General features: G+C 69.1%; 12 protein-coding genes. 4 read left to right on the top strand and 8 right to left on the bottom strand.

Annotated elements, in window-relative coordinates; genetic code table 11:
* Positions 1–2: 2 nt before the first annotated feature.
* Together FE263_RS13715 and FE263_RS13710 are read left to right on the top strand one after the other, a co-directional pair.
* Positions 3–1,034: a GAF domain-containing protein gene (locus FE263_RS13715; RefSeq protein ID WP_240759561.1), complete on the top strand. Its 1,032-nt coding sequence runs from the start codon at positions 3–5 to the stop codon at positions 1,032–1,034.
* Positions 1,035–1,400: a DUF779 domain-containing protein gene (locus tag FE263_RS13710; protein WP_138326576.1), complete on the top strand. Its 366-nt coding sequence runs from the start codon at positions 1,035–1,037 to the stop codon at positions 1,398–1,400.
* On the opposite strand, the gene pqqD is transcribed toward FE263_RS13710, so the two are convergent.
* Genes pqqD through ppdK form a run of 6 tightly spaced genes read right to left on the bottom strand, consistent with a single transcriptional unit; the run spans position 1,389 to position 7,432 of the window.
* Entirely contained in the window at positions 1,389–1,643 is a 255-nt protein-coding gene (gene pqqD, locus FE263_RS13705) for a pyrroloquinoline quinone biosynthesis peptide chaperone PqqD (RefSeq protein ID WP_408886191.1), read from the bottom strand. The genes FE263_RS13710 and pqqD overlap by 12 nt on opposite strands.
* Before the next feature lie 16 nt (positions 1,644–1,659).
* Positions 1,660–2,403, bottom strand: a complete 744-nt coding sequence (gene pqqC / locus FE263_RS13700) for a pyrroloquinoline-quinone synthase PqqC (protein WP_138326574.1) — start codon at positions 2,401–2,403, stop codon at positions 1,660–1,662.
* Positions 2,400–3,326 carry a pyrroloquinoline quinone biosynthesis protein PqqB gene (pqqB, locus tag FE263_RS13695; RefSeq protein ID WP_138326573.1) on the bottom strand — a complete coding sequence of 309 codons (927 nt, stop codon included), beginning with the start codon at positions 3,324–3,326 and terminating at the stop codon, positions 2,400–2,402. The genes pqqC and pqqB overlap by 4 nt, the downstream gene beginning before the upstream one ends.
* A gap of 31 nt (positions 3,327–3,357) precedes the next feature.
* The gene (locus tag FE263_RS13690; protein WP_138326572.1) at positions 3,358–3,828 is read right to left on the bottom strand and encodes an acyl-CoA thioesterase; all 471 of its coding nucleotides are present in this window, start codon (positions 3,826–3,828) and stop codon (positions 3,358–3,360) included.
* A complete protein-coding gene (locus FE263_RS13685; protein ID WP_138326677.1) occupies positions 3,828–4,685 on the bottom strand; it encodes a pyruvate, water dikinase regulatory protein in 858 nt (285 codons plus the stop codon). Before FE263_RS13685 ends, FE263_RS13690 begins: the two co-directional genes overlap by 1 nt.
* Positions 4,686–4,714: 29 nt before the next feature.
* Entirely contained in the window at positions 4,715–7,432 is a 2,718-nt protein-coding gene (gene ppdK / locus FE263_RS13680) for a pyruvate, phosphate dikinase (protein ID WP_138326571.1), read from the bottom strand.
* 235 nt (positions 7,433–7,667) lie between these two features.
* Between ppdK and FE263_RS13675 the strand changes: the two genes are divergently transcribed.
* On the top strand, positions 7,668–9,191 hold the full coding sequence (locus FE263_RS13675; protein WP_138326570.1) for an acetyl-CoA hydrolase/transferase family protein: 1,524 nt from the start codon (positions 7,668–7,670) through the stop codon (positions 9,189–9,191).
* Positions 9,192–9,218: 27 nt separating this feature from the next.
* On the opposite strand, the gene FE263_RS13670 is transcribed toward FE263_RS13675, so the two are convergent.
* The gene (locus FE263_RS13670) at positions 9,219–10,640 is read right to left on the bottom strand and encodes a helix-turn-helix domain-containing protein (RefSeq protein ID WP_138326569.1); all 1,422 of its coding nucleotides are present in this window, start codon (positions 10,638–10,640) and stop codon (positions 9,219–9,221) included.
* Between the two features lie 85 nt (positions 10,641–10,725).
* Between FE263_RS13670 and FE263_RS13665 the strand changes: the two genes are divergently transcribed.
* Positions 10,726–11,265: a UPF0262 family protein gene (locus FE263_RS13665; protein WP_240759555.1), complete on the top strand. Its 540-nt coding sequence runs from the start codon at positions 10,726–10,728 to the stop codon at positions 11,263–11,265.
* A gap of 1 nt (position 11,266) precedes the next feature.
* Here FE263_RS13665 and FE263_RS13660 read toward each other — a convergent pair whose 3' ends face one another.
* Entirely contained in the window at positions 11,267–13,207 is a 1,941-nt protein-coding gene (locus tag FE263_RS13660) for a sigma-54-dependent Fis family transcriptional regulator (protein WP_138326568.1), read from the bottom strand.
* Positions 13,208–13,501 lie beyond the last annotated feature (294 nt).

The raw sequence follows: 13,501 nt of genomic DNA, 5'->3' as shown, positions 1-13,501 counted from the left end.
GCATGTCCGGCCCCGTTGGTTTGCGTATGCGTATCGCCTCGGCTTCACCGACTCCCAGCCGCGCCGCCGGGACCGAGAGCCATGCCGGCCGAATCCTCGCGGTGGCGGGCGACAGCTCGGCGTCGGCACGCTCCGCCCTGGCAGCCTCCTGGGTGCGCTCGCTGAACCGCTACGGCCTCGATCCGATGGACCAGCGGCCGCCGCTGACCCTCACCGATTGCGAGTTGCGTGAAGCCCGCGAACGGGTCGAGCCGCTGCTGCGGGCGGCGCAGGCGAACCTGGACCTGCTGTTCCATGCGGTCGGCGGCACCGGCTGCTGCGTGCTGTTCACCGACCGCAATGGTGTCCCGGTCGACCGTCGCGGTGCCGAGGGCGACAACGAGACGTTCCACCGGTGGGGCCTGTGGCCCGGGGCGGTGTGGAGCGAGCAGCACGAGGGCACCAACGGCATCGGCACCTGTCTCGCCGAGGAGCGTCCGCTCACCATCCATCGCGACGAGCATTTCCATTCCCGCAACATCGGCCTGAGCTGTACCGTCGCGCCGATCTTCGACCATGAGGGCAAGCTGGCGGCGGCGCTGGATGTCTCGTCCTGCCGCAGCGACCTCACCGGCGCCTTCGTCGGCCTGATCGCCACCGCCGTCGCCGATGCCGCCCGCCGCATCGAGGCGCAGAACTTCAAGCAGGCCTTCCCGGATGCCCGCATCATCCTGGCGCCGGACACCGATCGCTGCACCACGGCGCTGCTGGCGGTTGATGCCGACGACCTGATCATCGGCGCTACCCGGGCGGCGCGCGCGGCCTACGGCATCACCAGCGGCCGCCTGGCCAAGCCGCTGCCGGCCAGCACCATCCTGGACCGGCTCGCCGACCGCCCGGAGGATTTCGAGCAGGCCGAGCGCGGGCTGCTGCAACGGTCGCTGGCGCGTGCGCAGGGCAACGTTTCGGCGGCGGCGAAAGCCCTGCACATCAGCCGGGCGACCCTGCATCGCAAGATGAACCGGCTTGGCCTGCACCCCAACAGGAGGACCTGAATGCCGTCCGCGCCACCCCGGGTCACCGCCACGCCGGCGGCCCTGGACCTGCTTGCCACCATTGCCTCGGAGCACGGCCCGGTGCTGTTCCACCAGTCCGGCGGCTGCTGCGACGGCTCGTCGCCGATGTGCTATCCGCAATCGGACTTCATCGTCGGCGACCGCGACGTCAATCTTGGCGAGATCGGCGGTGCGCCGGTCTATATCGGCGCCGATCAGTTCGAGCTGTGGCGCCACACCCAGCTCATCATCGACGTTATCCCGGGACGCGGCGGCATGTTCTCGCTCGATAACGGCACCGAGAAACGTTTCCTGACCCGCGGGCGCACCTTCACGCCCGATGAGACGGCGCTGCTAGCCGCGTAGCGCGCCCTTGCCGGCGAGGTCGTCGACCATGCCGAGCACGTCGGCGGCGATCTCTTCCCGCGGGGCCGCATAGCGTGCGGCCAGAGTGTCGATGATGCCGGCGAGCGTCGCCTCGCCGTCGACCAGCCGCAGGATCTCGAGGGCGATCTCGTCTGGCACGAATGCCCGTTCCGGCGCCAGCACGACCCACTGGTTGCGGGCCTCGTCATGACGCAGCCGGACGCCGCGCGGAAACGACGGCACGCTGCTCTCATCCAAGTCAGGAGGGCCGGAACGCGCCGGGCGGAATGCGTCCGGGCGAGACATAGCTGTAGTCGAGCGCGTCGAGCATCGTCCAGAGCAGCGAACACTTGAACCGCAGCGCGTCCAGTGCGCCCTGCTGCTGCTCCGGCGTGCGTGCATGCTCGCGGACATAGGCGAGTGCGAAATCGGAATCCTTTGGCGCCTGGGTCAGCCGCGGGGTGAAATAGGCCAGCGTCTCCTGGGTCACGAAGTCGTAGTGCCGCAGCATGCCGGACACCCGCTCGCCGATGATCAGCGGCGAGAACAGCTCGGTCAGCGACGACGCCACCGCCTCGAGCACCGTACGCTCGCGCACGAAGGTCACATAGGCATCCACCGAGAACCGCGTGGCCGGCAGCAGGCCTTCCAGCGAGGTGACATAGTCGCGGTCCAGTCCCAGCCCGTCGGTCAGCACCAGCCAGCGCGCCACGCCGCCGGTCCCGGGCGCATCGCCATCGTGGTCGACCAGGCGCGACCGCCATTCGCGGCGCAGCTCGGCGGTCGGCAGCCGGGCCAGCAGGCTCGCATCCTTGGCCGGGATGCGGCTCTGGTAATAATAGCGGTTGAGTGCCCAGGCCTGCACCTGGCCACGCGACAGCCTGCCGTCATGCAGGGCGCGGTGGAACGGGTGCAGATGATGGTAGCGCTCGGCGCCGATCGATCGCAGCGCCTCTTCCAGGGAGTCCGGAGACAGCAAGGGGGCGGGAGACAACACGCTCATGGCGTTACCTTCATGCCGTCATGCGCGACCGTCCAGCCCGCATCGGCCGCGATCCGGCGCTCCTCGCTGTCGGCGAGCAGCAACGGGTTGGAATTGTTCAGGTGGATCAGGATCCGCTGCCGGATGGACAGGTCGCGGAAACTGTCGATGACGCCACCCGGGCCGCTGACCGACATGTGGCCCATGCGCTGTCCGGTCTTCGCCCCCAGCCCCGCGCGGATCATCTCGTCGTCCTGCCAGAGCGTCGCATCGAAGAAAACGCAGTCGGCGCCGTCGAGACGGGATCGCAGCGAGGGCGTCACCATCGCGCAGCCGGGGATGTAGAGCAGTCGCCGGGTGCCGTCGGTGATCTCGAGTCCGACCGTCTCGCCATCCTCGATTGCGGAGTCCGGCTCGAAAAGCGCGCCCTCCGCATAGAGCGGCACCTTGCCCGGTACGGCGAAGGCGGTGACCTGCAGGCCCGACGGCGCGCCGTCGATCAGCGTCAACTGCGCCGCATGGCCCGGCCGGATGGCGACGCGCGGCACCACATCGCGCGCGAGCACCTCGAAGATCGGGTTCGCATCGAGACGGGCCAGCACCGGCGCGGTCGCGAGGATGGTGAACGCCTGCCGTTCGCGCAGGCTCAGCAGCCCGGTCACGGTATCGACCTCGGCGCCGGTCAGCACCACGCCGGCGATCGGCGTCGAGCGTATCCCGCCATTCGGGTGCAAGGCGGGGGTGCGCTCGATCTGGATGCGAAGATCCGGCGCGGCGTTGAGCAGGAACCAGTGCCGCCCGTCGCCGCTGACCGCGACCGAGGCCTGCGTGGCAGGCGGCGCCAGCGTGTCGCCGGCACGCGCGCGGCGGCAGCCCTGCGCATCGGAGTTCCATTGCGGGAAGCCTCCGCCGGCCCCCGCCCCGAGCACGATCGCCTCGATCATCGCCGCGCGGCCGGACCCGTCCCGACCCGTGTCATGGCGCCAGGCTGCGATCGCCGAACGGCATGCGCTCGGCCAGCGCCGCTTCCGCCTGCAGGATCCCGAGCAGCGCCGCCGGGATCGGCCGGCTGCGCAGGGTGGTCGGGTCGACGCACACGCAGACCGTCTCCGCCATCCAGCACAGGCGGTCGCCCGCCTCGCCATGTCCGACCAGCTCGAACCCGAGCGAGGAGCGACCGACCCGGCGCAGCGCCACGCTGATCTCCAGGATCTCGTCCGCGCGCATCGGCGACAGGAAGGTGCAGGAGAGCGATGCGAACACGATCTGCAGGCCGCTCTCGGCGGTGTCGGCCAGCACACGGATCGCCAGCCAGCGCTCTACCGTCTCCACGGTGAAATGCGCGATGCGCGGCGTGTAGACGATGCCGGCCGCGTCGGTATCCTCTGCAAGGATCCGGCGACGCTGCATGAACAGCGTGTCCGGTTTCACGAGCTCGGGCGCCATCAGGCGGACCCGCCCGCATGGCGAAGATGCCAGGCCTCGGCCAGCTCGATCACCGCGGCCGAGGTCTCCTCGATGGAGCGGCGGCTGACATCGATCACCGGCCAGCCGTTGCGCGAGCACAGCCGGCGCGCCCAGACCACCTCGTCGCGCACCGCCTCCGGATCAACGTAGATGTTGTCGTCCTCCTTGATGCCGCCCATCGTGCCGCCCGGGGCGATGGCGCGCAGCCGGTGGCGGCGGATCTCGATCAGCGTGCGCGGGTCGATGGTCAACCCAACGATCGGCCGCTGCAAGGCCAGCAGTTCCGGCGCCACCGGCACGCCCGGCACCAGCGGCACGTTGGCGGCCTTCACGCCGCGGTTGGCAAGGTAGAACGAGGTCGGCGTCTTGGAGGCGCGCGACACGCCGACCAGCACCACGTCGGCCTCGCGCAGCCCGGCCATCGCCTGCCCGTCGTCGTGCGCCAGCACGTAGTGCATGGCATCGATGCGCTTGTAGTACTCCTCGTCGAGCACGTACTGGATGCCGGGGCGGCCCTGCACGGTCTCGCCAAGGGTCTCCTGGAGCATCGACAGCACCGGGTCGAGCACGTTCACCACCTGGAGCTGCAACTGCTTGCAGGCCAGGTCGAGCGCGCTGCGCAGCTTGGGATCGATCACCGAGGACAGCACCGGGCCAGGATTGGCCTCGATGCCCTCCAGCACGCGGTGCAGGTGCAGCCGGGTGCGGATGAGGTTCCAGCGGTGATATACCACATGGGTGTGCTGGAACTGGGCGACGCTGGCGCGCGCGATGGCGTTTAGCGTCTCGCCGGTCGCATCCGACACCAGGTGCAGGCTGATCCGGTGCTCGTCCATCGCTGCAACCCGCGCGTCCGCCTCCGCCGTCATGCCGTCGCCTTGTTCCCGGACTTCGCCGCCTGCTGCTTCGCCGCCTCTGCCGTAGCCGCCTGTGCCATGGCCGCCTGGGCGGCTGCCAGCCGCGCGATCGGCACCCGGAACGGCGAGCAGGACACGTAGTCGAGCCCGGCCTCCTCGCAGAACGCGATCGAGGCCGGATCGCCGCCATGCTCGCCGCAGACGCCGAGCTTCAGACCCGGCTTGCGGCCGCGACCCTTGGCGACGGCGATCTCGACCAGGGCGCCGACGCCCTCGCGGTCGATGGTGACGAAGGGATCGCGCGGCCAGATCTCGCGCTCGATATAGCGCGGCAGGAAGCCGCCGGCGTCGTCGCGCGACAGTCCGAAGGTGGTCTGCGTCAGGTCGTTGGTGCCGAACGAGAAGAAGTCGGCGTGCTGGGCGATCGCATCCGCGGTGAGTGCGGCGCGCGGCAGCTCGATCATGGTGCCGACCTGGTAGTCGAGCGCCACGCCGGCCTTGGCGATCACCTCCTTCGCGACCCGGTCGACCTCGGCGCGTGTCAGCTCCAGCTCGCGCGCGGTGCCGACCAGCGGGATCATCACCTCCGGCACCACCGGAGAGCCGGTCTCGCCCGCCACCAGGATCGCCGCCTCGAAGATCGCGCGCGCCTGCATGGCGTAGATCTCCGGGAAGGTGATGCCGAGGCGGCAACCGCGATGCCCCAGCATCGGGTTGCTCTCCTGCAGCGCGGCGTGACGCTCGCGCAACGCATCCAGGCTCTGGCCGAGGCCTTCCGCCACCGACAGCAGGTCGGCGTCGGTATGCGGCAGGAACTCGTGCAGCGGCGGGTCGAGCAGCCGGATGGTCACCGGCAGCCCGGCCATGATGCGGAACAACGCCGCGAAATCATCGCGCTGGAACGGCAGCAGCTGCTCCAGCGCCTTGGCACGCGCCGCCTCGCTGCCGGCCATGATCATCTGCCGTACGATGCCGATGCGCTCGGGCGCGAAGAACATGTGCTCGGTGCGGCACAGCCCGATGCCCTCGGCGCCGAACCGGCGTGCGGTCTCGGCATCCTCCGGGGTCTCGGCGTTGGCGCGAACCTTCATGCGACGCAGGCTGTCGGCCCAGCCCATCAGGGTGGCGAAATCGCCCGACAAGGTCGGCTCGATGGTGGCGACGCGGCCGGCAAACACCTCGCCGGTGGAGCCGTCCAGCGTGATCCAGTCGCCGGCCTTGAGCACATGGCTGCCGGCGGTCAGCGTCTGCGCCTTGTAGTCGACGCGTACGCCGCCGCAGCCGGCGACGCACACCCGGCCCATGCCGCGCGCCACCACGGCGGCGTGGCTGGTCATGCCGCCACGTGTGGTCAGCACGCCGCGGGCTGCGTGCATGCCGTGCACGTCCTCGGGGCTGGTCTCGATGCGCACCAGGATCACCGCCTCGCCCCTCTGCGCGCGGCTCTCGACCTCGTCGGCGGTGAACACGATGGCGCCGGCGGCGGCACCCGGGGAGGCCGGCAGCCCGCGCGAGATGACGGTGCGCTCGGCCTTGGGGTCCAGCGTCGGGTGCAGCAGCTGGTCCAGCGACGACGGGGTGATGCGGCCGATCGCCTCCTCGTGGCTGATGCGGCCCTCCTGGGCCATCTCGATGGCAATCCGCAGCGCCGCCGCCGCGGTGCGCTTCCCGGAGCGCGTCTGCAGCATGTACAGCTTGTTCTGCTGCACGGTGAACTCGATGTCCTGCATGTCGCGGTAGTGCCGCTCCAGCGTGTCGCGCACCGCCAGCAGATCCCGATAGGCGTCCGGCAGCACCGCCTCCATCGACAGCTCGCCGGGCTTCGCGCGCGCCTGCGACATCGGCTGCGGCGTGCGTATGCCGGCCACCACGTCCTCGCCCTGCGCGTTCACCAGGTATTCGCCGTAGAACGCGTTCTCGCCGGTCGACGGGTCGCGGGTGAAGCAGACGCCGGTGGCGCAATCCTCGCCCATGTTGCCGAACACCATCGCCTGCACGTTGACCGCGGTGCCCCAGCTCGCCGGGATATCGTTGAGGCGGCGATAGGTATTGGCGCGCGGGTTCATCCACGAGCCGAACACCGCGCCGATCGCCCCCCAGAGCTGCGCCGTGGGGTCCTGCGGGAACGGTGCGCTGGTCTCGCGCTCGACCAGGTCCTTGTAGGACAGCACCACCTGCCGCCAGGCGTCGGCGTCGAGGTCGGTATCCTCCAGCGTGTTCAGCTCGTTCTTGACGTCCTCGATGATCTCCTCGAAATGATGGTGGCCGACGCCGAGCACCACCGAGCCGTACATCTGGATGAACCGGCGGTAGCTGTCCCAGGCAAAACGCGCGTCGCCGGACGATGTCGCCAGGCCCTCCACGGTCTCGTCGTTCAGCCCGAGATTGAGCACGGTGTCCATCATGCCCGGCATCGAGACGCGGGCGCCGGAGCGCACCGAGACCAGCAGCGGCTTTGCCGGGTCGCCGAAGCCGAGGCCGACCGCCTCTTCGACGCGGGCCAGCGCCTCCTGCACCTGCGCGTCCAGCTCGTCCGGATAGCGCCGGCCGTTGTCGTAGAAGGCAGTGCAGACCTCGGTGGTGATGGTGAAGCCGGGCGGCACCGGCAATCCGATGCCGGCCATCTCGGCGAGGTTTGCGCCCTTGCCGCCAAGCAGGTCACGCAACTCGGCGCGGCCCTCGTTGCGACCCGCACCGAAGCTGTAGACCCATTTCGTCGTTGACATGATCGTTTCCCGCAAGACGCTTCTTTGCTCTGACATATCATGCAGGTCCGGATTGCCATCGAGAGCGCGAACTGGACATGCCACTTCCATTCCTAGACCAGCATTCGCGTTCTGACCAAGCCGGATTATGACCCTCCGTCATGCGGGCGTAACCATTGGATCGAAGCCGGCCCATGTGTTCGCATGCTTGCTGCAACTTTGATTACTTAGACAAAACCCACATGCCGGATCGGATATGAGCCAGGTCTCGGGCCGCATACACAACCGCGCACTGCTTGGCCGTGTGATGCCGGCCGGGGCCGCCGCCGCCTTCATCGAACCCGGCTCCACCGTGGGCATGAGCGGCTTCACCGGATCGGGCTACCCGAAGGCGGTACCGATGGCGCTGGCGCATCGGATCGAGGCCGCGCACGCATCCGGACAGCCCTTCAGCGTCAAGGTCTGGACCGGCGCCTCCACCGGCCCGGAGCTCGACGGCGCGCTCGCGCAAGTGAACGGGATCGAGCTGCGACTGCCATACAATTCGGATCCGGTCTGCCGCGAACGCATCAATCGCGGCGAGATGGAATATCTCGACATGCATCTGAGCCAGGTGGCGCCGATGGCATGGCAGGGATTTCTCGGACCATTGGATACGGCGGTGATCGAAATTTCCGGCATCCGGGAGGATGGCAGCCTGATCCCGTCCTCCTCGGTCGGCAACAACAAGACCTGGCTGGACCGCGCCCGGCGGGTGATCCTGGAGGTCAACGCGTGGCAGAACCCGGCGCTGGACGGCATGCACGACATCTATTACGGCACCGCGCTGCCGCCGGATCGCAAGCCGATCATGCTGACGCGTCCGGACGACCGCATCGGGGTGCCGCATTTCCGCTGCGATCCGGACAAGATCGTGGCGATCGTCGAGACCGCCTCGCCGGATCGCAACCTGCCGTTCGCGCCGGCCGACGCGGCCTGCCGGATGATCGCCGGCCATCTGCTGGAATTCCTGTCGCACGAGGTCGCCCGCGGACGCATGCCGGCCGCGCTGCTGCCGCTGCAATCCGGCGTCGGCAACATCGCCAACGCCGTGCTGACCGGCCTGGCGAGCGGCCCGTTCCACGGCATGACCGCCTATACCGAGGTGATCCAGGACGGCATGCTCGACCTGCTCGATAGCGGACGCCTGCTGGTGGCGTCGGCGACCGCATTCTCGCTGAGCCCCGATGCGGCGAACGATCTCAACAGCCGGATGGAGGCTTTCCGCAACCGGCTGATCCTGCGGCCGCAGGAGATCAGCAACCATCCCGAGCTCATCAGGCGCCTCGGCTGCATTGCGATGAACGGCCTGATCGAGGCGGACATCTACGGCAACGTCAACTCCACCCACATCATGGGTTCGCGTATCCAGAACGGCATCGGCGGCTCCGGCGACTTCGCGCGCAATGCCTTCCTGTCGGTGTTCATGACGCCGTCGACGGCAAAGGGCGGCGCCATCTCGGCGATCGTGCCGCACGCCTCGCATGTCGACCACATCACCCAGGATGTGCAGGTGATCGTGACCGAGCAGGGGCTGGCCGATCTGCGCGGCCTGTCGCCACGGCGGCGCGCGCGGGTGATCATCGATCGCTGCGCGCACCCGACATACCGGCCGCTGCTGCAGGATTATTTCGCCCGTGCCCTGCAGGGATCGTATGGCCTGCAATCGCCGATGCTGCTGGACGAGGCGCTGGCCTTCCACCAACGCTATTGCGCGACCGGATCGATGTTGTCGTCGTAGTCCATCTGCCGGGCCGTTTGCCTACGACTACCCACCCGGCATCCCTGGCGTGATCATCGGCGTGCTGGAGCGGCGGTTCACGTCCAGCGACAGGCGGTGGTCGAGCGGCGGGAAGGCGCGGCTGCGGCAGTCGCGCCAGTCGCACAGCCGGCAGGACAGGCCGATGCGGGTGATCGCGCCGTCGAGATCGATGCCGTCCGCATAGACCAGTTCCGCCGCATGCGAGATCTCGCAACCCATCGCGATCACATGCGTCGGCGGCGGCTCGTGGAAGCTGGTCGAGATGCCGGTCACCACGCGCGCGAAGCACAGGTAGGTGGCGCCGTCCGGAAGCTGGCCGACCTGGACGTTGATCCGGCCGGGATTGCCGAAGGCGGTGTTGGCGACCCACAGCGGGCAGGAGCCGCCGGCCTGGGTGAGATGGAAGCCGGCGCCGGCGAACGCCTTGGTGATGTTGCTGGCAGCATCCATGCGCAGGAAGAACAGCGGCACGCCGCGCGCGCCCGGCCGCTGCAGCGTCGACAGCCTTTGCGCCGCCTGCTCGAACGACACCGTGAAGCGCGCCGCCAGCACCGCCACGTCGTAGCGCAGCGCGGTCGCGGCCTCCAGCATGGCTGCATACGGCATCAGCAGGGCCGCGGCGGCGTAGTTCAGCAGCCCGATGCGTATCACCGAGGCGGCTTCCGGCGAGGAGGGCGCGGCGCCGGCGACCAGCGTCTCCATGACGTCGTGCGCCTCGATCAGCATGAGCTGGAAGGCCATGTGGAAGCCTCGGCTTTCGCGCCGCAACAGGTCCGACAGCATCAGCAGCCTTGCCTGCGGATCGTACGAGCGCAGCGCGCCGGCAAGCGGGGCGACGCGCACCACCATGCCGTGCCGGCGGCGCAGCCGCTCCGCGATGGCGTGGTTCAGCTCGGACTGGCCGCCGAGCCCGGGCGGCAGCCCGTCCTGCTCGAGCGCCAGGCGCACCGTCTCAGCCGCCAGTTCCAGCGCGGGGAAGTAGTTGGCGTTCTCGTCGAACAGCGCCCGCGCCTCGCTGTGCGGCAGCCTGATGCGGTGGCCGGACGGCAGCGCCATGCCGGAGGCATCCTCGCGTGCCGCCGCCCAGGCGCGCGACAACGCCAGCACCGCGCGGGCTGCGGTCGGGTAGGCGGCGATCGCGATGAAGGCGTCGTCGCTGATCGCGTCCGCACCCAGCAGCGGCTCGGTGAGCGCCTCGCGCAGCGCCACCGCGAGGCTGCGCTCCTCGGTGCCGGCCAGCGCCTCCAGGTCGACATCGAGCAGGCGGGTCAGCTTGATCAGCAGCGACGCGGTGACCGGCCGCTCGTCATGCTCGATGAGGTTGAGGTAGCTTCCCGAAATGCCGAGACGCGACGCCAGGCCGGCCTGGGTCAGGCTGCGTTCCTGCCGCAGGCGGCGGATGGTTCGACCGATCAGCGTTCGGTTCATGACCATCCTTTACAGGATTGACACTGCTTGGCGAAGCGCCGCCTTTCGACTTGTGCGGGCAGGGTGAATTCCATACAGCTTTGCCATGATGCAAGGCGATGACGGCGCGGGTGCCGCGGGATCCCAGCTCCGGACACGTAGTCCGGAAGCGGGCGATGGGGATCGCGGCAATCGGCTGGCACAGGTCGTGCTGCCCGAGCACGCCGGTAGCCGGGCCACGACGCTGGCCCAGAAGAACGACCTGCAGCAGGCGATCACCGACCTGCAGCATGACAGCCTGTTCGCCCTGGTCGGGCATTCCGGTCCATTCGTTCTCTCCCTGTCGGTGCAGGGCCGCAGCCTCGCTCTGGACGTCCGCCGCGAGGACGGCACGCCGGTCCGGGCGATCGGGCTGGCGCTCGGCCCGTTCCGGCGCATCATCAAGGACTACCGGCTGCTGATCGACGCCTATGACGAGGCGCTCGCCGACAGCAACGCGTTCCGCATCCAGGCGATCGACATGGGCCGGCGCGGTCTGCACAACGAGGGTGCCGGCATGATGATCGAGCGCCTGGCCGGCAAGGTCGAGATCGACTTCGAGACCGCGCGCCGGCTGTTCACGCTTGTCTGCCTGCTGCAGCAGTAACTCAGCGTGTGGTCGCGTTCGCTGACTTGCCGATCGCGCGGTAGATGGTGTTGCGGGAGACCCCGAGCCGGCGCGCCGTCTCGCTGAGATTACCGCCGGTGTCGCGGTAGGCCGATGCGATCCGGTTGCGCACCGCATCCCGCAAGGTCGGCGTGCGGCCCGGTGCCGGGATCCGCTCAGCCTCGTCCGGCAGCGGGCGCGCTGCCGCCGGGCCTGCCTGCAGCAGGGCCTCGATCGCCTCGGCATCGAGGGGCCGGTCCGGTTCGGTCAGGGTAAGCCGGACCAGCATGTTGCGGAGTTCGCGGATGTTGCCAGGCCACGCCAGGTGCTGCAGCCGCTCCAGCGCACACGGCTGCAGCCTGCAACCGGGTGCGATGCTGGCCAGCAGGTGGCCTGCGATGGCGGCGAAGTCCTCGCGCGCCCGCAGCGGCGGCACCCGCACGTCGACGGCGGCGAGGCGGTAGTAGAGGTCGGCGCGGAACCGCCCTGCCTGAACGGACTGCTCCAGCGGCGCGTTGGTCGCCGCAATCAGCAGCACGTCGACCTGCCGGCTGCGACCGCCGCCGACCGGGCGGACCATCCAGTCATCGAGCAGGCGCAGGAGCACTGCCTGCAGCGCCATCGGCATGTCGCCGATCTCGTCCAGGAACAGCGATCCGCCATCCGCCTCGCAGACCAGGCCGCGCGCACCACCGCGCCTGGCCCCGGTGAAGGCACCCTCCGCATGGCCGAACAGTTCCGCCTCGATCAGCGTGTCCGACAAGGCGGCGCAATTCACCGGCACGAAGGCACCCTCGCGACCGCTTGCCTCGTGGGCGTAGCGGGCAAGCTGCTCCTTGCCGGTCCCGGTCTCGCCCCGCACCAGGATCGGCAGTCCCCGCGCGGCGCCGGCGGCGACCTGGCGCAACACCGCCCTGACCGCCGGATCGTCTGCGACAAAGGCAGCCCTGGGCAACGGGGTGGCTCGGGCCATGCGGGCCGGCATCCGGCACTTCGTCGCGGAAGACACCGCGATCCCGGGCAATGCCTTCCTGCAGGGCGCAGTTTCGATGGTTGCGATCATGACGCTGCCGACGCGGTCTTCCAGGCGCTGCTGCTCGGGGCTGAAGCCCCGGTCGAGTACCGTCGAAAATCGTGTGCGGAACAGATCGTCGAAATGTCGTCCCGGCAGCGCGGGCAGGCCCTGCAGCAGGAAGGCGGCCTGCGGATTGGCGCCCAGCACGGTGCCGTCCGGCGCCAGGGCAAGCAGTCCTGCGCTGAGCGTATGCAGATATTCGCCCCGGCTATGGAAGGCGATCACCAGGTCGCCGTGGTGCGCATGGCGGAACAGGCCGTTCTCCACCTGGGTCGCGGCCATGCCGACCAGCGCCCGCGTATGAGGCTGCCGTGTGCCGCAGTGTGACGACGCATCGAGGACGCCGACCAGCGTGCGGTCGGGTCCGAAGATCGGCGCCGCGGTGCAGGTCAGGCTGCCGTGACGGGTGAAGAAATGTTCGCCGCCATGCACAGTCAACGCCCGTCCGGTCGCACCGACGGTGCCCAGGGCATTGGTGCCGCAGCGGCCTTCGGTCCAGAGCGTGCCCGGCCGTATGTTGGCGGTGCGGGCCGCCGCCCGGAAGCTCTGGTCGGCGATGGTATCGAGCAGGATGCCGTCCGGATCGGCGAACGCGATCAGGAAGTTCGATCCGGCGATCTGGTTGTAGAGCGCCTGCATCTCGGCGACGGCGAGGCGGCGCGCGAGGTCCGCACGCTCGCGGGCGACCTGCAGTCCGGCGTCGTCGATCTCCTCCAGCGGCACCGGGCGATGCGGGTCCAGCCCGGCCTCGAGGCAGCGCGTCCAGCTCGCGGAAATCTCCGGTGCCAGCAGTCCGGTCCGTGCCGATCCGGTACGTTCCAGCAGGATCCTGGCCTGACGCAGATCTTCGTCGACGGAACCGCGCATCGCATCCCCCGCGCCGCCACGTTGGGCAGCCTTTCCCTGTCGGCGTCACGCGGCGCCGATCGGCAGGGCACCATAGTCCCATCGTGCGCACGCACGCATCCCTCCGGGCGGACAATTCGCTGCCGGATTCACGAATTGCGCCGGATCGGAACAGTGTACCACCTCGTCTTTGTTGCGGGATGGAACAGTCAGCCCTGAACATTCCGGGCAACAGTTCAACCCAAACAACGGGGTAGTCGTTGGCACACAGGTTGCAAAGTTCAATGTCAAACGCTGGAACAAGAGGGAACAAGC

Source organism: Lichenicoccus roseus, from assembly GCF_005844085.1.
GTDB lineage: Bacteria > Pseudomonadota > Alphaproteobacteria > Acetobacterales > Acetobacteraceae > Lichenicoccus > Lichenicoccus roseus.
This window is presented reverse-complemented; position numbering and strand designations above follow the sequence as displayed.